Origin of the sequence: Protofrankia sp. Cr2 (assembly GCF_963555885.1) — a bacterium.
GTDB lineage: Bacteria > Actinomycetota > Actinomycetes > Frankiales > Frankiaceae > Protofrankia.
On the sequence record NZ_CAUVXG010000037.1, the window covers coordinates 1 to 23,001 of the forward strand.

A 23,001-nucleotide genomic window follows, 5' to 3' on the forward strand; every position below is an offset into this window, starting at 1 on the left:
CCCCTATTGCCGGTCGCTCTTACGTCCCAAGCTGAGAACCGGGGTAGAAACGGGGAGCCCTTCCCTTTCGACGCCGACGGAGAACAGATGCAAGACCTCGCTTTGGCGCGGACGCGCGCGGCCAGCGCGGTCGCCGTCGCCTGCCTGGCCGTGCTGCTCGGCGGCTGCAGGTCCTCGCCGACAGTGCCCGAGCAGTTGGGGCCGGCGGTGCCTTACGGGCTCTACACACACTGCGGCATCAGCGAGACGGACTACCAGGGCCGCTACTACGAGCTGGTGCCGCCACTGCAGGACGGCAACGGCAACCCGCCGGACGGCTGGGGCAACCCGTCCCAGCTGGGAACCCTGACGCCAGTGAGCGAGACGGAGGTCGTCTTCACGGACGACGCCGGGCATCGCGTGACCTTCACGCTGCGGCCCGGCGCCACCACGTGGAAGCAGATCCAGAACTGCGAGTAACCCTCCCGATGGACACGCAGGTCAGGCTCTCACGGCCACGATCCCACCCACGGTAAGCCCGTTTGCCAGTTCTGGAACCCCGCAAGGTCACCTGCCCGAAGCCAGATCGCCTGGCTTGACGTGATGACTACGTCAATCTATCGTCGATGCATGCTCTACCCCACTCCGGTCCTCAGACCTGCCGACGATCAGGTGCTCAGCGAGATCGACGGCATGCGGGATGCACTGCGGCACCAAATCCAGACCACGCCATCGAAATGGACTGAAGGGCTCCGGAAGTTCCTGACCGCCGATGCCGTCGCAGCCTCGAACTCCATCGAGGGCTTCAAGGTATCCACGATCGACGTCGAGGATCTGATGGATGGCGAGCGAGATGTCGAGATCTCGGACGAGAACCGCGAGGAGACCCTCGCCTATCAGCGGATGATGACGTATATCCAGACGCTCCACGATGCCGAGGACTTCAGCTACAGCAAAGGCATACTCAACGCTCTGCACTGGATGTTGCAAGGCCACCGTCACACCGTGCGCAAGCCGGCCGGTCGGTGGCGCCGGGGCCCCGTCTACGTCACCGACGCCCGCGACCCCAGCATCGCGGCCTATACTGCCCCGGGCGCCGATGTCGTCCCCGCGCTGACGAAGGAACTCGTCGACTGGCTCAACGCCGACAACGGCACCCACCTGCTGGTGCGAGCAGCTATGGCACATCTACACCTTGTGTCCATCCACCCCTGGGCCGACGGGAACGGCCGGATGTCCCGCTCGCTGCAGACGCTCATGATCGCCCGCGAAGGCGTCCTGGCGCCGGAGCTCTCATCCATCGAGGCGTGGCTCGGCCGCCCCGGCAACACCTGGGAGTACTATCGCGAACTCACCGATCGAGGCCCGAAGTACCGTCCCGACCAGGACGTCTCCAGCTGGATCCGCTTCAACCTGACCGCCTACCACCAGCAGGCCCAGACCGTTCAAGGCCGACTCGACCGCTCCGGGCGGGTATGGGGCGCACTCTCCGAATACGCCGAGACCACCGGTCTGGACGAACGAGTGGTGACCGCCCTGCACGACGTGGCCATGGCTGGACGCGTCCGCCGCTCACGCTACGAGCACGCCGAGGGCCTGAGCCTGCAGCAGGCGCAACGCGACCTCCGCGACCTCACCACCGCCCAACTCCTGGAACCGGTCGGCCGAACTCGGGCCCGCTACTACACGGCAGGCCCCCGCTTCCCTCAGCCGGCACTTGACATCGCGCGCACGCCCATGACCCTGAGGAATCCATACACCAGCTGACAGGCAACCCGGCGCGACTATTAAGGTTCCCGGCTGCCGTCGCTTGACCTTCCAGGCGACTCGAAGGTTTACGGTCGCGGCCATGAGCGAGTACCGCATCTCCGAGCTTGCCGACCGGACCGGATTCCCCGCTCTCGGCGACTTGGCGGACCGGGGCTGCCGGTGCACATGATGAGTCAGCGATCGGCGGTGACGATTCCCCGAACCTCACGCACGGCGTAGAAGACAAGCACATAGCCCGCCGGCGGGTCGGCCCACCACCAGCCGAGCCCAGCGTTGGGGCCTGTCACCGCCGTTATACTGTCAGACCCCCAGCAACTCCAGGTCCTTGGACGCCGACGAACGGCCGAGCAGAACCAGCCAGCCACACACCCGAACAAAGATCCAATAGAGCAGACGCACCGACATAGCCGACCATCATGCCGACAGCCAGGCCGTCACAGCACCCCAGCTCACAGGACCAAGCCGACTTCTGGTACCCCACAGGCCGCTACGACAGGCGGAGCCGCTCGGTGGGCTGCCCGGTGACCGCGGCGATCAACTCGAAGTCCTTGTCGACATGCAGCACCACAAGCCCGGCCAGCTCGGCCGTCGCAGCAATGATCAAATCGGGAACAGACGGCGCACGATGGTGCCCAACGCCGGCAAGCAGCTCCTGGACCTCCACGGCCCTGGACTCGATCCGGGGCGTCACGTTCTCGACGGGCATCGCCGACACCGGCGGCCGGCGCAACCTGACACGAAGATCATCAACGGATCTCGCAAAAAAGCCAACCTCCAGGATCGTGACCGTCGTGATACGGACCAGACCTCGCTGGATACGGGACAGCCACAGGTCGGCATCGGGACTCTCGCTCAACCGGACGAGGGCAGACTTGTCGACAAGCCAACGCCGCGTCTCGGTCGTGGTGGTCACGTCCAAGCCTGCCGCATAACCTCGGGGTCGCCGAGATCACGAAACGCGGCACTGAACCAGCGCAGATCGTCCACAGTCACCAGAACTACCGAGCGCGCCGCGTCCTGGGCGAGCTGTCGGCGAAGGTACTCGTTGCGAGATAGGCCGAGCCTGGCGGCATGAGCCTCGACGGCAGCCAGCACGTCATCGGGTACGTCACGAATGAGCACGTCGGACATCGACCGCACCTCCAAAGGCTACGCCTCCAGGCGATATCCGATGCTATCAGGACCCGGCTGCCTGCACCTGACCTTGCCAACGCAACAGACCCCGGTGGGATGCATCGTTGCTCGACGCCAGACCGGGGTACAGACCAGGGGATGTCATGGGCGCGACGCGTCCACCCGATCCGCAGTCGTGCGGCAGTACCAACTATTCCGCCGGCGCCCGAATGAAGATTGTTTCCCTGAAACCGCAGGCCGGAGCCGACCGGTCCGGCCGTCCGTCGTCAGCAACCAATCCAGGAACGTGGAGACTCGATGTCCGACAAAACCGAAATTCGCCCCTTCCGGGTCGACATGCCCGAAGAAGCGATCGCCGACCTTCGGCGGCGCATCGCCGCTACCCGCTGGCCGTCCAGAGAACTGGTAACAGATCGGTCGCAAGGCGTGCATCTGGCGACGATGCAGGAGCTCGCCCGATACTGGGCAACCGATTACGATTGGCGCCGGTGCGAGGCGAGACTGAACGCACTGCCGCAGTTCACGACCGAAATCGACGGGGTGAACATCCACTTCATCCACGTGAAGTCGCGGCACGAGAACGCGTTGCCGCTGATCATGACGCACGGCTGGCCCGGCTCGGTCATCGAGCTGCTCGAGGTCATCGGCCCGCTCACCGACCCGACCGCGCACGGCGGACGCGCCGAGGACGCGTTCGACCTCGTGCTGCCCTCCCTGCCCGGCTACGGCTTCTCCGGCGAGCCGACGGAGGTCGGCTGGGACCCCGGTCGCGTCGCGCGCGCCTGGGCGGAGCTGATGCACCGCCTCGGCTACACCCACTACGTCGCCCAAGGCGGCGACGTAGGCTCCGCTGTCACCGACGCGATGGGCCGCCAGGCACCTGAGGGCCTGCTCGGCATCCACATCAACTTGCTCCTGACAGCGCTGGCCGGCAACGGTCCCCCGCCGGCGGAACCCTCCGAGAAGGAACGCGCGGCGCTCGACGCCATCGCCACCTTCAACACGAGCGGCAGTGGCTACTTCCTGGAGCAGGCCACGCGGCCCCAGACGATCGGCTACGCCTTGCTGGATTCACCCGTCGCGCTGGCGGCCTGGATGCTCGACCACGACACCGACAGCTACGAGAAAATCTCACACGCCTTCCTTGAGAAGCAGCCCGCGGGCAACCTCACCCGGGACAGGATCGTCGACAACATCACGCTGTACTGGCTGACGGGCACCGGGGCCTCGGCGGCCCGGTCCTACTGGGAGAGCGGACGCTCCGCAACTCTTGCGGCCGGCCAGGCTCCCCCAGCGGTCTCGATCCCGGTCGGCTTCACCACGTTCCCCGGCGAGATCTTCCAGGCCCCGCGCAGCTGGGTCGAGAATGCCTACCCCAACCTCATCTACTTCAACGAGGTCGACAAGGGCGGCCACTTCGCCGCATGGGAAGAGCCCGAGCTGTTCGCGACCGAGATCCGGGCAGCGTCCACGTCGCTGCGCTGACGACAGCCCGCACCTGGGTTGACGGTGACCACCTGGTCCACAGCCACGGAGCAACGGAGCAACGGAGACCATCACCGAGGTCCAGCGCTGACCACTACGGCTCGACAGGTCAGCCGAGGGCCGAGGCCACCTCGAGATCGAGCACCGCGTGGGCGAAGCGTCCGACAGTGGCCGCGTGGATCGGCTCGGGATTCATCCACTCCAGGCTCGTCAGCCATGCCATGAGCCCGAACGCCATGTGGCGCCGGTAGTCGAGCCAGAGCTCGTCGAATGTCGCAGGTTGCACACCGGCGGCGATGAGACAGCCACGGTAGCTGCGCAGCAGGTCGCGTTCGGCGGCACGCCGATCGTCGACATCGAGCGCCGAAGTGATGAAATAGGCGACATCATGGGCTGGGCGCATGCGGCATATGGTCTGCCAGTCGACGAGCCCTAGCGTGCCATCGTGGCGCCGGAACCAGTTTCCGATGTGATCATCCCCATGGGTGAGGACCCAGGGGCCTTCCTGACTCTGGTCGACCCAGCGCCAGAACAGGTCGATGACGAGATCTGGCCGGCGCAGCTCCATGGGGATCGCCGCCGAACGCAGCGGCAGGGCGAGAAAGTGCGCGACCCGCTCGGCATCCATCGTCGCGAAGTAGCGACCCGACGGGTTATCCCGGGTGACGTAGGAATGCAGTACGGAGTGCTCGCGCAGGACCGGGCTGGCGTATGTCGCGCCGTGGTAGCGGGCGATCAATTCGAGACCGGCGGCCACCTCGTCGATCGACAGCGGCGAGGTGGCCCGGCAGAAGGTGGCCTCCCGGCGCAGGTCGTCGAGGACGACGACACCGAGACGCGTGCGCGGATCGGCATCGGCGAACCATGCCGCAGTACCTGTCGGCGGCAGGCCGGGCGCGAGGTCGCGGTAGAAGACGGCCTCCCGCTCGTAGATCCCGGTGGCGGCCATCAGGGCCGCGTTGTCCTCGAAGGCACCTTTGACGCATACCGAGCCTGGGGCGTTCGGCGGCGGACCGCCGTTCCCGTAGGTCGGTCGGACGAACACTTTCGTCGCCGTACCGCGCAGCACCTCGTCTACGACGACATCGACGACGTCGACACCGGGTAACCGGGTACCCAGCGCCATGGTGAGCCACTCCGGGGTGATGTCGTCGATCGCCGACGGCACCGCCGCGATCATCGGAACGCTCGGAAGAACGTACGAAGCTCATCGACGAACAGGTCGGGTACCTGCAGAGCGGCAAAATGGCCGCCCCTGGGCATCGACGAGACGTGAACGATGTTGATCCGCGGTCGGGCCCAGGCCAGCGGCATGCGGTAGTGCTCGCCCGGGAAGTCTGCATAGCCGGTCGGAACCTCGACCCGGGGTGGTTCGGACTGCCCGCCGACGCCCGCGTTCTCGTAGTACCAGCGGGCCGACGAGGCGATCGTCCGGGTGACCCAGTAGATCGTGATGTTCATCAGGAGCTGATCCTTGGTGAATGCCCGCTCGACGTCGCCGTCGCAGTCGGTCCATGACCGAAACTTGTCCACGATCCACCCCGCCAGACCTGCCGGCGAGTCCATCAGTGCGCTGCCGACGGTATGCGGCCTCGTGCCCTGGATCTTCCAGTAGCCGGTGTCGCTGTCGAGGAACGCGAGCGTGCTCTGCGCCAGCGCGGCATCCTCAGCCGACAAGCCGGCGAACGGGTCGCGGTCGGCCGGTGGACCGATGGGCAGCAGGTTGAGGTGCACAGCGGCGACGTGCCCGGCATCGAGCTCGCCGAGCAGTGCCGAGATCTGGGCGCCGATGTCGCCGCCCTGCGCGACGTAGCGCTCGTAGCCGAGCCGTCCCATCAGCTCGGCGAACGCCTGTGCCACCCGCCGGTCGGTGACACCACGGCAGGACGACGGACCGGAGAAGCCGAAACCCGGCAGCGACGGTACGACGACGTTGAACGCGTCGGCACGGTCGCCGCCGTGCGCCGCCGGGTCGGACAGCGGGCCGAGCACGTCGAGGAACTCGGCGACCGAACCGGGCCAGCCGTGCGTGAGGATGAGCGGGAGCGCGTCGGGTTCCGGCGACCGGACGTGCAGAAAGTGGATACCGAGCCCATCGATGTCGGCGACGTACTGCGGGAAGGTGTTGAGCCGGGCTTCGGCGGCACGCCAGTCGAAGGCCGTCCGCCAGTACTCGCACAACTCCTGCAGGTATGCCACGGCGACGCCGTAGTCCCATCCGCTGCCGGGCAGGTCCTCGACCCATCGTGTCCGCTCGAGCCGGCCGCGCAGGTCGTCAAGCACCGTGTCATCGATCTCGACCTGGAACGGGCGAAGCTCGATACTGTGACCGTTCTCCTCCGCAATCATGCACCAGATTGAACCATTTAAGTGATATAAGCGCCAGCGGCGGATGAAACCTCCAGCACACGGGACGACAACGTGTACGCAATGCCTACTGCAGTGTGACAACGGCTGGTCAGCTGGTGCGTCGCCGTCGCCGTCGCCGTCGCCGATGCCCGCCGGCACGTCACATCGATGGCCGAGTTGACGGCCACGGAGGCGTCCGCGTAACCGGCCGCGGTTGATGGTGGGCATGTGGCTGTGGTGGTCGTTCAGGTCGCGGGGTAGTACCGACGTCTCGGATCGCTGGGGCTGGTGCCGATCTCCCGGACGAGTCCGCGTTCGACGAGCCGGGCGAGCCGGGTGCGAGTGGCGCGGGTCGACAGGCCGATGGCCGCGGCGACTTCGCTGGTCAGGCCGCCGTTTTCGGTGAGGGCGTTGAGGATTGCCCGGTCGGTTTCATCCATTGTCGGCGCCGTGACGCGGGTGGTGAACAGGGTGACGCGGAAGCGAATGCCGATCTCCTCGAGAAGTGGGGGTGGGAAGCCGGCGTCGAGGCAGGCGGCTGTCATCCGTTGGATGCCGCTTCCCCACTGCTCAATAAGCCCGAGGGTGTGGAAGACACGGCCGATCACGCGGTTACGCAGTTTCGACACCCCTCGGTGGAGGTCGTCGACGGTGAGGCCGAACGGCAGCAGGCCCGGGCTCTCGACTTCCAGCCGGTCGTCGAAGATGGCCACCCGTATCGGCGCGCCGTGCTGACGGTAGTCGGCGTGGGCGACCGCGTTTATGACAGCCTCTCGCACCGCGACCGGCGGGATGCTCCACCGGTCGGTGTGGCGGACGGGACCGATCTCCACTCCGTGCAGACTGTGCTTCTGGATGAATCCGATAGCATCTTCGGTCGCCTGGGGCAGGTGTGACCGAATCTCGGCCTGGTCCAGAAGCCGGCTCTTGTCGGTACCGGCGAAACGCCCGGCTTGAATCCAGGCGTCAGGAAATAGTCGCGCCCTGTCGTGCCCGAACAGCAGAACCCCGCCGACGGTCGGGACGGTGCGTCCTTGGTGGACCGTGAGCAGCCGCAGCGTCTCCAGGTCAGCCCGGCGCAGCTTCCGGACCGGCGCGAACAACTCGGAAGCGGCTCGGAAGTCCACCGCTTCCGAGTCCAGCTCCGGCAACGGCTGCTCGTCGTATGCCTCGCCACGCGCGTAGCGCCGTAGCTCCTCGACGAGATCGGGATCGGCGCGGCGGTTGGTGGAACCGACCCGCACATATACCCCGGCGTCGAGACCCGTGCTGGCGAGGTAGTGCGGCCGGATGGGACTCGGGAAGACCTCAACCGCCACGACATGTGTGCCGCGCCAGGGGATGATCTCGATCTCGGGTACCAGGCGCGGGGCGATCTGATCGCTGATCACGTTCGCCAGCCGCTCCTCCAGATCCAGCGGCTCGGCTACACCGCGGACATGCCGGCTGCCATCGTCGACGCCGATGACCAGCACCCCACCGGAGGTGTTCGCGAACGCCACAACACTCTTGACCACGCCGGCCGGTGAGGATAGATCGCGCTTGAACTCAAGCGTCTTGCCCTCCGGCCGCCGAAGGAGCTCGAGCAGGTCCACAGCTCGGAAGTCTACTCTGAAGGTCACGACAGCGCCAGAAGGAGGTTCGCCGACATGGCCGCGTTGATGTGCCGATTGTGGCGCCGGCATCGAGCTGCCCAACCAGCCGTCCGCCGGCGCACTCACGACTCATCATCCTTGGTCAACATGCGTGTTCCGACCGGACGGACGATGATTTCGGGACTTTCGATCAAGAGCAAACTGTTCTTCCAATGACGCATCAGGCCCATCCAGATCGCCTGCGGCACAGGTACTTTTCGGCGCAGGGTCGGGTGCCCAAGGCACTGAACCCCACGTTTACCCCACGGTTTCGGTACTTGTCATCATCCGTTGATGTTTCTCGACGGTGTGCATCAGTGGATCCGGATGGGGTCGCCGGCACCGGTTTTGTGATGTCGCCGGATCAGAAGCGCAGCAGGGCCGCCTCCGTGGTCAGCCCCGGTCCGAACGCGATGAGGACAGCGTGGTCGCCGGCTTCCGGCCGGTCCAGCGCGAGCATCCGCTGCAGGACCAGCAGGACGGTGGCCGACGAGCAGTTGCCATAGTCGCGCAGGACCTCCATGGATGGTCGCAGCTGCGCCTCCGACAGGCCGAGCGCGGCGCCGACCTCGGCCACGATCCGCGGGCCGCCGGGGTGGATCGCCCAGTGCCGCACGTCGGCGACACCCAGGCCCGGCCCCTCGAGCAGCTGGTCGACGAACGGCGGGGTGGTCGACCCGAGCATCGCCGGGACCGCCGGGGACATGCATAACCGGAATCCGTTTTCTTGGACCCGGATCCTCATGTGTTCTGCGGTTCCCGGGTGCGTCACTGTGCGGCTGGCGACGACGTCCGCGCTGACGCCACAGGCCGGAGCGCCGGCGCTCGGGTGGTCGGTCGTCGGATGACCGACGGGTCGGTCATCCGGGCGTGTGCCCAGCAGCATCGCCGCGCTCGCGTCGCCGAACAGGCCTTGCACGATAATCTGCTCCGAGCTCGCGTCCGGCTGGCAGTGCATGAACGTCAGCTCTGTGCAAACCACGAGGACGAGCTCATCAGGCCGGGCGGCGAGGGCGTCCAGTGCGGTCCGTAGCCCGGTGATGGCCGCGTAGCAGCCCATGTGGCCGATGGAGATACGCCGGATGTCGGAGCGTAGCCCGAGTTCCGCGGCGAGGCGGACCTCCGGACCGGGACAGATGTAGCCGGTGGTGCTCACCATGATGAACGTGCCGACCTCGGCCGGGTCGTGGCCGGCGATAACCGCCGGCACCATCCGCCGGCCCAGTTCAAGCGCACCCTGTTCCCAGGCGTCCATCAGTGCTCCGGTGGGCGGAAAGCCGTCGAAGAGCTCGGTCTGGCCGATCGTCGTATCCGGCGCGGCTGAGCTGACCGCCAGCAGAACTGCCTCGTGACGAAGAGTCACATCACCTCCTACCCACCCGGGATGTAGTCCGTCTTTTGGTTGACCTACAACACGATCTGCACTCCCGGACAAACTGATCACACTCCTTAGCTGTTGCTGCGGGCCGCCGTATGGAGTCACCGAGGGGGAAACCATCGCGGCTGAACCGACCCCTTCGGCCCAGCCCCATTGAAGGAGTGTCCCCGTTACTACAAGCCGGTCCGCCAACGGATGTCGCATCGGTACTCACCGTCTCCATTTTCCACTGTCCGACGCGCTCCCGCTGTCTTGCGGCTTCTTGTTTGGGACCAGGTTCGCCGATTGAAACGAGGTAGAGACAGAATCCACCAAGTCGAGAGGGCACCTCCGACGTGCGATTGTCATATACCGCCGCGAAAACGCACGCCCGCTTCGACGATCCGAATCTGGTTCGTGCGCCGGACTGATCTGAGGTCATGCGACTGGCCGAACGCGCCGGCCTGCCGCCGCCGGGGCACCCATTTTTCGATCACAACCCCGATGAACCGTAAAATCCGCCGGACAGCCGCGGGGATCGGCGACGATGCGTGGACGCCGATCCGCTACCCGCGGGCGGTCTACGACGAAACCACCGGCCGGTGGATCTCCGACGCGGAAATCGCCGAGGTGCCGTACACCGCGTTCGCCTCCGAGAAGACGCATGCGGTGACCGCCCGGCTGGTCGTGCGCCGGGTCCGTGACCTCAACCCGAAAGCCGACGCCGATACCGATACCGATACCGATACCGATACCGACCGTGCACCCGCATCGAAGCCGTCTGGCAGCGCGGGCAGGCCACCCGCTCGGCCCGCGCACGCACCCGAAGGCGCAGCTCGTCCGCGACGCGCTCGACCCCGTCCAACGCGACGTTCGCCAAATGCGGTAGCCAGACCCCAAGGTCAAAGAGGTCACACCAGCCCGACGATCGCAACCGGCCACCAACAGTTGATCATCAAGGAGTCAGTCCGATCACAAGATCAACTCCAGATCCAGTTTTCACGCGACGTCGACAACAACGACCGGGCGCGCGACCGTGTCCACTTCTACGGATCATCCCCACAGGCGTGGGGATGATCCATCCGCGCCACCATGAGCGATTCGCAAGTCGACAATCCCGCGTGATCACATAAGTCACGAGAGACTATGGGGTTCCGGTAGGTTTCGGGGCCCAGAGCAGACAGGAGGGAGGGCTGCGATGGCGACTGCTGATCAGGTGAAGGCCCTGGTCAAGAGCCATGCCGAGGGCGACGACGAGCGCTTCTACGCCGTCGCCCTCCAGGTGGCCGCCCGAGCCGCCCGCAGCGGGCACAGTGCCATAGCCCAGGAACTGCGCGACCTTGTGGACACTCTGCGAAGCCGCCAGCCGTCGACTTCGGCCGCCCGGCGGCCCACTCCGGTGGTCCGGCCGCGAGGCGAGCTGGCCGGGCTGCTCGATGTGAGCTACCCCGAGAACACGTTGGTCGCTCTTGTCCTCGAGGAGCGAGTCCAGGAGCGGCTCTACCGCGTGGTGCTGGAGCAGCGCCAGCGGGACGTGCTGGCCGCGCAGGGCTTCTCCCCTGAGCGGCGGTTGCTCCTGATCGGGCCCCCGGGGACGGGTAAGACGATGACTGCCCGCGCCGTGGCCGGCGAGCTGCGATTGCCGTTGTTCTCCGTCCGCCTCGATTCTCTAATCACGAAGATGATGGGCGAGACAGCGGCAAAGCTCCGCCTAATCTTCGATGCACTGGCCGAGACCCGAGGTGTGTACCTGTTTGACGAGGTTGACGCCCTAGCTGGTGAGCGCGCTCAGGGCAATGACGTCGGGGAGATTCGCCGGGTTCTGAATTCCTTCCTTCAGTTCCTCGAGCAGGATCCCTCCGAGAGCCTCATCGTTGCCGCCTCGAACCACCCGCAAATGTTGGACCGCGCACTGTTCAGGCGTTTCGAATCGGTTATCGAATACCCCTTGCCGTCACCGCCGGTCGCAGAGCAGGTGATCCGCAACCGGCTCGCGACTGTTCCGACGGTCGGGATCGACTGGGAGGTCGTCCGGGAAGCGAGCCGGTCGCACAGCCACGCAGAGTTGACCTTGGCGGCCGAGTCGGCGGCCAAGGCGGCTATCCTGACTGACGGAAAGGTGACGACGCATGGCTTGGTCTGCGCCTTGCGTGACCGCCTCACTGACATGGACCGATAGGAATCGATGGCTGATCGGAACCGCCCTCACCTGTTCGTCGACGGACGGATCACTACGGAGGAGTACTCGCGCCGGACAGGCCGGAACAGCGGACGGGCGATTCCTTCACCCGCCGACCGGGCGGCTCACGCTCGCCGGCTCATCACCGCCCTGGAAGGAGCGGATGAAGCAGCCCGCCGCAGGCGCCGAACCGCTTCCGTGCCGGTGCCCGGGGCTATCCCTGGCGTATATGTGACGTTCGAGAGCTTCCCTGGTTTGGAGCTGGCCCTTACCTCGCTTGACCCGCGTCGGGGCCGCGTCCATGCCGAGCTGCGTAGCGTCCACCGTGAGGAGAGACCGGCGGGACCGGTACAGGTGGCCACGGTGTTCATCCCCGACGGCAAGGTTGGCACCTTCGTACGCATCTTCGAGGAATACGAGTCGACAGCGGGTGAGGTCAAGCCGAGGCACCAGAACGCGGTCGATCGCGTAGCTGACATCGCCGCAGCGTCCGTGCGAGCACTGTGGACCGACGCACTGGCTGACTTTCCAGCTCGTGGGCAGACCGTCTGGTGGGAGGTCTGGCTTCGCCGCCGGAATGGTAACGAAATCACACGCATTTCGGCATTCGCCGAGGCGGCGGGATGCCCGATCGGACCGACGCTGTTGTCATTCCAGGACCGGACAGTGCTGCTCGTGCATGCCACCGCCGAACAGCTCGCCAGCGCACTGGACGTCCTCGACGATCTAGCCGAACTCCGTAAGCCCCATCAGCCGGAGGCCGTTCTCTCGCTCGAAGACGCCGCGGAACAGGCCGAGTGGGTCGGCGAGCTGGCCGACAGGATCCGAGCCGCAGACGAGAACGCCCCGGCGGTATGCGTCCTGGATACCGGCATCCACCAGGCTCACCCCCTGCTGTCGGCCTCGCTGGCGAACAAGGATCAGCACACCTGCAACCCCAGCTGGGGACTAGGGGATCACGCGGGCCACGGTACGGAAATGGCCGGACTTGCCCTGTTTGGCGATCTCGGACGGGCCCTGACCTCGACCGGCCCCGTAGCCCCGTGGCACCGCCTGGAGTCGGTCAAGCTACTTCCCCCGGTGTCGGGCAATCCGCCGCATCTGTGGGGAGCGCTCACCGCCACTGCGGCCAGCCTCGTCGAGATCCAGGCCCCAACCCGCCAACGGACCTTCTCGATGGCTGTCACCGCACGCGATGGATCGAAGCCGATCGACCCCGACCAGTCCGACATTCGGGCCGGGCGCCCGACATCCTGGTCGGCAGCCGTCGATGCGCTGGCCGCCGGCAGGGCGATCGACGCCAGTGCCAACGGCCTCGTCTACCTCGACGAGGAGCCCGAGGGACAGCCTCGCCTTTTCGTGATCTCCGCGGGCAACGTCCAGCCCCTCGATGACGACCATCTGTCCCGCAGCGACCTCGAACCTGTCGAGGACCCCGCCCAGTCATGGAACGCCCTGACCGTCGGGGCCTACACCGAGCTGGTGCACCTCGACAGCCAGCCCTCGTTCGTAGGCTGGACGCCGCTCGCCCCTGTCGGGGAACTGTCGCCCTTTAGCCGTACGTCCGTGTCCTTCGCCCGGGTCTGGCCGCCGAAGCCAGACGTCGTCTTGGAAGGCGGAAACGTGGCCCGGTCACCCGCGGGCACCGAGTACGACACCCCCGAGGTTCTTCAACTATTGACGACGCGGCGGCTGGCCCTCGGTGAGTCGCGTCTTCTGACTGTCACGAACGCGACCAGCGCGGCCACCGCGCAGGCCGCCCATCTCATCGCGTCCGTGATGTCCGCATACCCATCGCTGTGGCCGGAGACAGTCCGCGCGCTCGTAGTGCACTCGGCCCGATGGACCCCGGCGATGCATGAGCACCTGGACCGGGCATCCAACCGGACCGCCAGGGACGCGTTCCGACGCCGATATGGCATGGGTGTGCCCGATCTCGCCCGCGCCACCCGCAGCGCCCGCGACGCCCTGACCCTGATCAGCCAAGGGGTGATCGAACCATTCGACGGCCAGGGTCGGACCCGCCATCTGCACCTTCACGACCTCCCCTGGCCGACGGACGTCCTAGCCGACCTCGGCGAAGCCATTGTCAACCTGCGGATCACGCTCTCGTACTTCATCGAGCCGAACCCCGCCAATCGCGGCTGGCAAGGCCGCTACAGCTACCAATCGCACGGCCTGCGCTTCGACCTACGCCGCGCATCTGAGTCCACCGCCGAGTTCCGAAAGCGCCTCAACGACAAAGCACTTGACGAGGACGAGCGACGCCCACCGAGCACCGACAGCGACCGCAAGCAATGGACGTTCGGACCACGGGCACACGGCAGCGGCTCCATCCACACCGACATCTGGACCGGCATGGCCGCTGACCTCGCCCGCCGCGGCATGCTCGCCGTCTACCCCGTCACCGGCTGGTGGAAGGATAACAAGTCCCGCGACCGCAGCCACCGAGGCGCCCGATACTCCCTCATCGTCTCCATCGAGACTCCAGGCCAGGACGTCGACGTCTGGACTCCCGTGGCGACTCAGGTGGGCGTTCCGATCGAAATGCTGACATAAGGCCGCAGGCGTTGCGTCTACTCAAGCTGGATGACTCCGCCTCGGATGCCGCCGTGGTGTTCTAAGTGAGGAGGCGGCGCCTGTCAGTGGCTCCGGCGGCCGGTGGTCAGACCGCATGGGCAGGCTCTGCTGCGTCGCCGGAAATCAGGGCGTGCAGGCTCACAGAGCACTCGGTGGTCAGATGGCGTAAGCAAGTTCGGCGAATGCGGCGGCCAGCTGCGGGTCGGTGTCGATGGCGAGCTCGCAGTGGCCGCGACAGATGTTCTGCACAAAGGAATGGCCGGAACTGATCGTCTGAACATTTCTTCGGGCTAAAAGCGACCGGTATAGGCCGAAAGCAAGGCGCGGCGTCCGGCCACACCACAATCGCGGGACGCTCGCTGCTGGTTCGCGGGTTGAACGCGCTGGTCGCGACCGTGTCCACCCCGACCGCGGCGCCGGTCATCACCACAACCCGGCTCCGCGGTGGGAACGCCGCCTCCGTCTGCTTGCTCTTGGTCATGCCCGATCCAACCTGGCCAAGCCCTACGCACCCAGCCGTGGTCCTCGGAGGCACGACAGAGAGAAGTCAGCGCGAGTCGGAGACCCTTGTCCTCGGCCGCCAAGGCGCCTCTCGCCTCGCCCGTACGGCCAACTCTTCCGTCGCGTGGATCGCCGGCATACCGTCGCAAGTCACTGTCACGAGTACGGCGGATCTGGTCACGGATGGTCAGAGTCTTCGTCAAGATATGCCTAGGTGCGTCGGTGGCGGGGGTGGGCATGGCCGCTGGGATGGTCGGAGCGCAGAACCTCCGAGAGCTCTTCGAGAACCGCGTCTACGCGATCGACTACTACCAGCGCGAGTACTCCTGGCCCGAAAGCGACGTGCGCCAGCTGATCATCGACCTCTGGAACGAGTTCACCAGGACGTGGAACCCGACGGCCGGTCGACGCCGGCTGCTTGAGGCGGAGCCCTACTTCCTCGGTGCGTTCGTGTACCACGAGGAGACCGACCGGACGCGCTTCCTCGTGGACGGCCAGCAGCGGTTCACGACGCTGCACCTCATGTTCGTCATCCTGCATCGGCTCGCCGTCGAATACGGCGAGGGCACGACCGCGCGAGCACTAAACGCGCTGATCGAATACCATCCGCCTGGCGCTGGAGCGCAATTCAGGATCAGGATCCACGCCGACGAGCGCGAGCCGCTACTACGCGCCGTGTACGAGAACAACAGGCGGTACCGGCTACCGGGCAACGCGTCACTGTCCCTGCGGCACCTGTGGGACTGCGGCCAGCAGCTCGATGCTCTCCTCCGAGACCGGCTATATGACGCCACCCTGCGCCCGTTCGTCGATTGGCTACGCGACCGCGTTGTCATGGCCCCCATCCGAGCCGTCAGCAGGGCTCACGGCTTCAAGATCTTCGAGACCATGAACGACCGCGGAGCGCGGCTCACCTCGGTCGACCTCGTCAAGAGCTTTCTTCTCTCCAGCGCGGGTGACCGGCAGGACGAGCTGAACGACGCCTGGCGGCGGATGCTCAACCAGCTCGGCTCGGCCAGGCAGGAGCCGGACGTGCCGAGGAGGTTTCTGCGTGACGTCCTCGTTGCCCAGCACGCGTATCTCGACGGCGGAGTGCTGCACGAGGTCGAGGAGATCGACAGGAACCTGAACGCCTGGGTCCGGGACAACACCGACCGGCTCCGCCTCAAGAACGAGGACGACTACGCGGCCTTCATCAACAACTTGACAGCGATGGCCAGGCACTATCAGACGTTCCTGTCGGCTGCCGGGACACCCCGGGCCGAGAACAAGCTCGAAAGCATCTACTACAACGCGGTGAACGGCCTGGACTGCCAATACACGGTGCTGCTCGCCGCCGTCAGGCCGCACGACCACCCCGACTCGGTGCGCGCCAAAGCTCGGCTGCTGGCGAGCTACATCGACCGCCGGTACGTGCTCCGCTCGATCGCAGGCGACCACGTCGACGACCAGCACCTGTTCGCGGAACTCAGCGATCTGATGCCGCGACTGCGCGACTGCGCCGACGTCGCGGAAGTCGCTCAGACCCTCCGTGAGGCGACCGCGGAAGAGGACCGCCCCTTCGCGGACTTGGAGGCGTTCGCGTTCCGGCGCAGCAACACCGACCAGGTCCGGTACCTGCTCTCCCGGCTGATCTCGTACGTCGAGGACCAGACGGAAAGGACACACGACATCTGCCAGTACCTGGAGGGGAACGAACGCGTTCCGCGCTGGCAGATCGAGCATCTCTGGCCGACCACCTTCGACCCGAGCACGCAGGAGCTGAAGGCCCCGCACTTCGCCAAGCTACGAAACCAGATCGGCGCACTTGTGCTGCTGCCCGCCAGCGACAACGCGAGCCTGAGCGACATGCCCTACGGCGAGAAGATCAACCGCTACAGCCGCCAGCCGAGCCTGGTCGCCATCCTGAATCCCGACCATCGCAAGAACAACACGCCGTTGCGCCGGTTCGTCGAATCACATGGACTGCAGAAGACCTTCAGGTCGTTCGGGTCTGACCCGAAGATCGTCGAAATGGTCCGGGAGCGTTGCGCGCTGTACACCGCGCTCAGCGAGCGGATCTGGGACCCTACCGCCCTTGGCTTCGGCCACAAGCCGGCATCGACGCCGGACGTCCCCCAACGCGCCGCCGAGGCCGAGCCAGAGCCTCCCCGCAAACCGGCGGCCCGGCGGCCAGCGAAGGCGCCGGGTGGCCGTACTGTGCTAGCGAAGATGGTGCGGGCAGGCGTCATCCAGGCTGGGGAAACGCTCTTTACGAGCCACAACGGCACTGAGCACCGCGCGACGGTGACATCCAGAGGACTGATCGAACTCTTCGCAGGGGTCACGTGCAGCTCGCCGGACACTGCTCTGCGGGAGATCACCGACCGACCGACAGGCAACGGCAAGGGCATGGACCTCTGGCAGGCCGAGTTCGCTGGTGAGCGAATCTCCCTTAACGATCTTCGGGCGAAAGTCGAGAAGAACGGCGTGAAGCTCCGGTAGCCACCAGTTCGGGCACTTGAGGAGGCTCAGGTTGGCATCGCCAGCGGGCGGGCGGGCGGAAACTGGCCGATTACGCCGTCAGGTACTACATCGACAGCCTCGCCTCCGACCCCGATCGCACTGCGCGGGAGTTTCGGGCAATACCCAGTGTGGGACACCACCGATGTGCAGAACGAGCAGCGCAGGGCACGGCGGCTGACCCTGCCTGTCCTGGCCCCGTACCTCGACAGAGCGCCCGGGGGCCACAGTGCGTCAGCGTGACCATCTCGACGCACAACGCGTGTTGACCTGTGTGCGAAGAGGCCAAGAAATCGATGAGAGCGACGTTGTTCGGTGGTCCATGTCAACCACATTAAGAGCGACCGGCAATAGGGGACGCGGCGTCGCGGGGCTGAGGCACGCACCTCGCCGCGTTGTCGTCGGTCGACACCCAACACCTCCGGTGCCTCCCTCCTCCGCCTCGCGATCTACGTGCCCCAGCTCCGCTTCTTGATCCACACCCCTATTGCCGGGCGCTCTAAGAGGGCGTTTGATCCATGTTGATGGTAGTTCGCCGGATTCGCTCCTCAGCATGCCGCAGCGGTTTCCAGCGGGTTTGGTCGGATTCATAGCTCTTCGTGCCCGGTGGGACGGGCGGCGAATCGCCGTGTTCGTCCCGGAGAATCCCGTCTCATCTAGCGACGTCATACGCCATCCCCTTCATCGGTAGCGGATCGCCATGAGCATGGCCGAGCAATGATCAAATCTCGGAGATTTGTCCCGATACACGGTGAAAGACCGGTCAGGAATTCGGGATCAAACGCCCTCTAAGGATGGGATCCCATGCCCAACGACCGTGCAGTCCGCCCCTTCTCTGTCGACGTTCTGGAAGAGGACCTAGTCGATCTGCGCCAGCGCATTGCGGCGACGCGCTGGCCCGAAAGCGAGACGGTCGAGGATGCCTCGCAGGGCGTGCAGCTCGCGACGATACACGAGCTCACGCGCTACTGGGCCAGCGACTACGACTTCCGGAGGTTCGAGGCGAGGCTGAACGCTCTTCCGCAGTTCATGACAGAAATCGACGGCCTCGACATCCACTTCATCCACGTCATCCACGTCAAGTCGCCGCACGAGAACGCGTTGCCACTCATCATCACACACGGCTGGCCCGGCTCGGTCATCGAGATGCTCAACGTCGTCGGCCCGCTCACCGACCCGACGGCACACGGCGGCGGCGCCGAGGACGCTTTCGATCTGGTGATTCCGTCGCTGCCCGGCTACGGGTTTTCAGCCAAGCCGACGGCTACCGGCTGAGACCCGGTCCACATCGCGCGTGCCTGGACAGTCCTGATGAAACGCCTCGGATACACGCGGTTCGTGGCGCAGGGCGGCGACTGGGGCGCGCTGATCACGGAGGTGATGGGTGCGCAGGCACATCCGGAGCTGGTCGGCATTCACTCCAACATGCCAGGCACTGTTTCACCCGACGTTTCACAGACGCTTGCGTCCGGCGGCCCGGCGCCAGCCGGTCTGTCAGCCGAGGAAAGCCGCGCGTACGAACGGCTGAGCTTCGTCTACACGAAGGGCATCGGCTACGCAACCGAGATGGCGTTGCGCCCGCAGACGTTGTACGGACTTGCGGATTCGCCCGTCGCCCTGGCAGCCTGGATGCTTGACCACGACGCGCAGCTATGAGGACATCTCACACGCCTTTGAGGAGCACCACGTAGGCAACCTCAGTAGAGACGAGGTCCTCGACAACATCACGCTCACCTGGGTGACGAACACGGGGGTCTCTTCGGGTCGTCTCTTCTGGGAGAACAACCTCGGCTTCTTCGACGTCAAGGGCGTCTCCGTCCCGGCTGCCGTGAGCGTCTTTCCCCGCGAGCTCTATCAAGCGCCGCGGAGCTGGGCCGAGCAGGCCTACCCCAACCTCATCTACTTCAACGAAGTCGATGAGGGCAACCACTTCGCGGCCTGGCAGGAGCCGGAGCTCTTCACGACCGAGGTTCGGGCCGCGTTCAAGTCACTGCGTTGATCGCGCCACCACCAACAACGCGGAGACCGTCATGAGTAGCACCGTAACGAAGACACAGACCGTGAGCGCGGACAACGGCATCGACTACGCCTCTCGCAGCGTGGGCACAGACACCGATGCGCCGCCCCTGCTGCTACTGCAGCACTTCCGCGGCAACCTGGACAACTGGGATCCCGCGCTCATCGATGAACTGGCACAGGGCCGGCGCGTGATCACGTTCGACAACACCGGAGTCGGAGCCAGCACCGGGCGTACACCCCACACAATTGCCGCCATGGCCGAAGACGCCGCCGCATTCATCACCGCGCTCGGCCTGGATCACGTCGACCTGCTCGGCTTCTCCATCGGCAGTTTCGTCGCCCAGGAGATCGCACTGCTGCGCCCGGACATGGTCAACCGGATCGTCCTGGCCTCCGCCGCACCGCAAGGCGCGCCGGGGATGCATGGATGGCCCCCGCTCGCCATCGAGGCGGTCGGTGGGCCCGTCGGGTCACCTGAGGGCTACCTGAAGGTCTTCTTCACCACCACACCGACTGGGCTCGAAGCCGGCCAGGCTGTCGCTGGTCGCGTGTTCGGCCAACGTACCGAAGGACACGACGAGCCCACGACCTGGGCGACCCGATTGGCCCAGTACGACGCGGTCACGCAGTGGGGCATCCCGAACCACGCCCTGCTACTCCCACCTACTCGCCGGGCTGCTGCCTGACGCGACCATCAAAATCTACCCTGACGCCGCTCACGGATTCCTGTTCCAGCACTACAAGGAATTCGCCACCGACGTGGACGCGTTCCTGCGCCGGTAGGGTTCCAGCGCCCCGACCAAGACCACCCGCTGGTCGGGGCGGATGTGCTGACAACGGTGCGGACATTTTCCTCCGGAGCCGTCTCGGTCGATGTACGGTCTGGTAACAGACTTGCCGACATGGACGGCACCAGCGTAGGTCAGCACCTGCTCCGTGACCCCGAAGGTCGCGCTGTAAACGTCACCGTCGCTGGCTGACACGTTCGACCTGTTGGTGGAAAGCTCAGTGTGTCAGAGTAGCGCTGGCTGCTGGTCGAGCTGTTCCCACCGGATTCGCTAACCATCCTTGATGGTCCCGCCGCCACGCTGGCGGCGGCAGCTCGGCAGACACCAGCCTGCACCTGGCTGGAGAACGTGATCGCCCGCGAGCTGTTCGGCTGACCGTCACCGCGGGCTCGGTGCAACGGGTCCTGGTCGGCGCAGCGATCGGCAAGCTCGCCGACGACCGGTATGACGGCTGGCTACGAGGTGACTATGACCGCTGAGGCGACGGGAGGCAGGGCCGTGACAAGCACGTGGAACGAGATTCGGGCCAAGCGACCTCCCCGGGAGGACAGAGTCGCGGAGCACCGTGCCCGGGGTGACGCCGAGGTGCGCGCCTACCGGCTACGGGAGATCCGCGAGGAGCAGGGTCTCACCCAGGTGGAGCTTGCGGAGCGGATGCACGTCAAGCAGCCGTCCGTGTCCGATCTTGAGCGGGGCGCTCTGGATCGTGCTGGGCTGTCGACCATTCGAGCCTATGTGGAGGCACTCGGCGGGAAGATCGAAATTGTCGCTGACTTCGGTGACCGCCGGGTGGTCCTCAGCTGAGACCTGTGCGCCGGAGATCGGATCAACAGCTTGCGTGACGGCTCTTCGCTCTGACATCGAATTCGAACGCTCGTGACAGGGAACCAGAACAAACACGCTCGAAGCTGCGGATGTTGCCTGACCAGTCAGCCGCACATCCGACGGATCTCTGGAGCGTTCATCATGAGCAAGCCCCCGCCGATCCCACCCCACCGCACCGACCCGTAACCAGGCTCAGCCGAACAACGACGCACCTCCCGACGGCGTTTTCTCGAGGCCGGGCTGGCCGCCGCGACGCTGCCGATCGGTGCGGGGGTGTTCGCGGCGCTCCCAGCCGTCGCCGCGCAACCAACCGCCGATGCGACCGGAAGCCGGCCCAACCTGCTGATCCTGATGACCGACCAGGAGCGCACGGAAGTGGTGCTTCCCAGCGGTTTCAGCCTGCCGGCCCGCGACCGGGTGGCGAGCGACGGGGTGACCTTCGGCCTGCATCACACACCGACAGCCCCCTGCTCCCCCGCCCGGTCCACCGTGTTCACCGGCCTACATGCGCCGGTCAACGGCGTTTTGGACAACGTCGGCGCGGCGCAGCCGGACCTGTCCGCGACGATCCCCACGCTGGGCACCATGGTGAAGGCAGCCGGTTACCACACCTGTTACATCGGCAAGTGGCACCTGACCCAGAACATCACCACCGACCCGGCCTACCTCACCCCCTACGGCTTCGACGAGGCAATCGACCTACTCGCCGGTGGTACCCCGAATGAGGGAACTCAGCAGGACCCGGGCGTCGCCCAGCAGGCCGAGGCATGGCTCGCCGCGCACGCCGCTGACAGCCAGCCATGGCTGTGTGTGGTCAGCTTCGTCAACCCGCATGACATGATGTTCTGCCCGCGGTTCTACCGGCTCGATGACGTGCCCGACTACGGCGCCGCGGTGCCGACGAACTTCGAGTCGGACCTGTCCTCGAAGCCGCCGGTCCAGACCGTGTGGCGGGGTGAGAACGAGGCGGTCGGCGGCGCGATGCCGAACGATGTCGCGGCCCCCGACGACGCCCACCAGTGGCGGCAGTGGGGGAACTGGTACCTGGAGTTGCTGCGGCGTACCGACGTGCTGATGAGCGATGTGCTCGACGCACTCGACGCCTCCGGTCGGGCCGCCGACACGGTCGTGGTCCGGTTGGCCGATCACGGCGAAATGGGCGGCGGACACGGGCTACGACAGAAAGGAGCGATGATCTACCAGGAGAACCTACGGGTGCCGCTGGTGATCGCCGACCCGCGGCGTCCGACCACCCATGGCAGCACCTCGACTGCCCTCACCTCGCACATCGACGTCGTGCCCACCCTGGCCTCGCTCGCCGGGATCGACGCCACGGCCTTCGGCCCGCTGGTCGGCCATGACCTCACGGTCCTGCTCGACCAGCCAGGCGGGTCGGTCCGCACCAGTTTGTTGGTGACGTCGGACGCGACCAGCAGCGGGCTCGGGCTGCCAGGGCTGCGGTACTGCATCCGGGGGGTGTTGACCGCGCGCTACAGCTTCGGCCGGTACACCACTCCCGATGGCATCGACGGCCCGCCGTCCGGCTACACCTTCGAGTGCTACGACCGCCTGGCCGACCCGGGTGAGCTGCACAACCTCGCCAACGACCCATCGCGGGCGAGCCTCCTGAAGGACCTGAACGACCTGGTGAACCAGCTGATCGCCGACGAGCTTCAGGTTGGGGGGACGGCACATGCGTAAGAGTGCCCGGCAATAGGGGCGTGGATGTCGCCGCAGCCCCCTGACAGCACCAGCACGGGACAGACCCGTGAATGGACACGCCAACGTCCGCTTTGTCACATTTCTGACAATGAACGATGAATGCGAGGACGGCCTCGGATGAACAGTGACGGAACAGGAACGCCGACTGTCGCCCCTTAGTGGTCGGCGCCGGCCAGC

Annotated in this window: 16 protein-coding genes and 2 pseudogenes; 12 read left to right on the forward strand and 6 right to left on the reverse strand. The window is 66.0% G+C overall.

Annotated features, from left to right (window positions below; all coding sequences use genetic code 11):
- The first annotated feature begins 87 nt into the window (after positions 1 to 87).
- Together U9978_RS16405 and U9978_RS16410 are read left to right on the forward strand one after the other, a co-directional pair.
- Positions 88 to 459 carry a hypothetical protein gene (locus tag U9978_RS16405; RefSeq protein ID WP_322762008.1) on the forward strand — a complete coding sequence of 124 codons (372 nt, stop codon included), beginning with the start codon at positions 88 to 90 and terminating at the stop codon, positions 457 to 459.
- A gap of 150 nt (positions 460 to 609) precedes the next feature.
- Entirely contained in the window at positions 610 to 1,746 is a 1,137-nt protein-coding gene (locus tag U9978_RS16410; protein WP_322762009.1) for a Fic family protein, read from the forward strand.
- A gap of 490 nt (positions 1,747 to 2,236) precedes the next feature.
- Here the strand turns inward: U9978_RS16410 and U9978_RS16415 are convergent, their stop codons facing one another.
- Positions 2,237 to 2,662: a PIN domain nuclease gene (locus U9978_RS16415; RefSeq protein ID WP_322762010.1), complete on the reverse strand. Its 426-nt coding sequence runs from the start codon at positions 2,660 to 2,662 to the stop codon at positions 2,237 to 2,239.
- Positions 2,659 to 2,880, reverse strand: a complete 222-nt coding sequence (locus U9978_RS16420) for a FitA-like ribbon-helix-helix domain-containing protein (protein ID WP_322762011.1) — start codon at positions 2,878 to 2,880, stop codon at positions 2,659 to 2,661. The genes U9978_RS16415 and U9978_RS16420 overlap by 4 nt, the downstream gene beginning before the upstream one ends.
- A gap of 300 nt (positions 2,881 to 3,180) precedes the next feature.
- On the opposite strand from U9978_RS16420, the gene U9978_RS16425 reads away from it, so the two are divergent.
- Positions 3,181 to 4,368, forward strand: coding sequence for an epoxide hydrolase (locus U9978_RS16425; protein ID WP_322762012.1), 1,188 nt, complete (start codon positions 3,181 to 3,183; stop codon positions 4,366 to 4,368).
- A gap of 109 nt (positions 4,369 to 4,477) precedes the next feature.
- Here U9978_RS16425 and U9978_RS16430 read toward each other — a convergent pair whose 3' ends face one another.
- The 4 genes from U9978_RS16430 to U9978_RS16445 form a co-directional block, all read right to left on the reverse strand.
- Positions 4,478 to 5,548: a phosphotransferase gene (locus tag U9978_RS16430; protein WP_322762013.1), complete on the reverse strand. Its 1,071-nt coding sequence runs from the start codon at positions 5,546 to 5,548 to the stop codon at positions 4,478 to 4,480.
- Positions 5,545 to 6,717: an epoxide hydrolase gene (locus tag U9978_RS16435; protein ID WP_322762014.1), complete on the reverse strand. Its 1,173-nt coding sequence runs from the start codon at positions 6,715 to 6,717 to the stop codon at positions 5,545 to 5,547. Before U9978_RS16435 ends, U9978_RS16430 begins: the two co-directional genes overlap by 4 nt.
- A 245-nt stretch (positions 6,718 to 6,962) precedes the next feature.
- Positions 6,963 to 8,339: a helix-turn-helix domain-containing protein gene (locus U9978_RS16440; RefSeq protein WP_322762015.1), complete on the reverse strand. Its 1,377-nt coding sequence runs from the start codon at positions 8,337 to 8,339 to the stop codon at positions 6,963 to 6,965.
- A gap of 376 nt (positions 8,340 to 8,715) precedes the next feature.
- A complete protein-coding gene (locus tag U9978_RS16445; protein WP_322762016.1) occupies positions 8,716 to 9,714 on the reverse strand; it encodes a type III polyketide synthase in 999 nt (332 codons plus the stop codon).
- 498 nt (positions 9,715 to 10,212) lie between these two features.
- Here U9978_RS16445 and U9978_RS24110 point away from each other — a divergent pair, with 498 nt between their 5' ends.
- The 9 genes and pseudogenes from U9978_RS24110 (at position 10,213) to U9978_RS16500 (ending at position 22,803) form a co-directional block, all read left to right on the forward strand.
- Positions 10,213 to 10,785 (forward strand): hypothetical protein, encoded by a 573-nt coding sequence (locus tag U9978_RS24110; RefSeq protein WP_416211006.1) that lies wholly within the window; start codon positions 10,213 to 10,215, stop codon positions 10,783 to 10,785.
- Positions 10,786 to 10,906: 121 nt separating this feature from the next.
- Positions 10,907 to 11,887, forward strand: coding sequence for an ATP-binding protein (locus U9978_RS16455; protein ID WP_322762017.1), 981 nt, complete (start codon positions 10,907 to 10,909; stop codon positions 11,885 to 11,887).
- Positions 11,888 to 11,893: 6 nt separating this feature from the next.
- Positions 11,894 to 14,446 (forward strand): S8 family peptidase, encoded by a 2,553-nt coding sequence (locus U9978_RS16460; protein ID WP_322762018.1) that lies wholly within the window; start codon positions 11,894 to 11,896, stop codon positions 14,444 to 14,446.
- Between the two features lie 335 nt (positions 14,447 to 14,781).
- Positions 14,782 to 14,928: pseudogene (locus U9978_RS24115) on the forward strand (IS1380 family transposase); the annotation flags it as partial.
- A 262-nt stretch (positions 14,929 to 15,190) separates the two neighbouring features.
- Entirely contained in the window at positions 15,191 to 17,452 is a 2,262-nt protein-coding gene (locus U9978_RS16470) for a GmrSD restriction endonuclease domain-containing protein (protein ID WP_322762019.1), read from the forward strand.
- A gap of 822 nt (positions 17,453 to 18,274) precedes the next feature.
- Positions 18,275 to 19,469 (forward strand): annotated as a pseudogene (locus U9978_RS24120) (epoxide hydrolase family protein).
- 31 nt (positions 19,470 to 19,500) lie between these two features.
- Complete coding sequence (locus U9978_RS16490) at positions 19,501 to 20,175, forward strand: alpha/beta hydrolase (protein ID WP_322762023.1); 675 nt, start codon at positions 19,501 to 19,503, stop codon at positions 20,173 to 20,175.
- Positions 20,176 to 20,775: 600 nt separating this feature from the next.
- Positions 20,776 to 21,081 carry a helix-turn-helix domain-containing protein gene (locus U9978_RS16495; RefSeq protein WP_322762024.1) on the forward strand — a complete coding sequence of 102 codons (306 nt, stop codon included), beginning with the start codon at positions 20,776 to 20,778 and terminating at the stop codon, positions 21,079 to 21,081.
- 294 nt (positions 21,082 to 21,375) lie between these two features.
- Positions 21,376 to 22,803: a sulfatase-like hydrolase/transferase gene (locus U9978_RS16500; protein WP_322762025.1), complete on the forward strand. Its 1,428-nt coding sequence runs from the start codon at positions 21,376 to 21,378 to the stop codon at positions 22,801 to 22,803.
- Positions 22,804 to 23,001 lie beyond the last annotated feature (198 nt).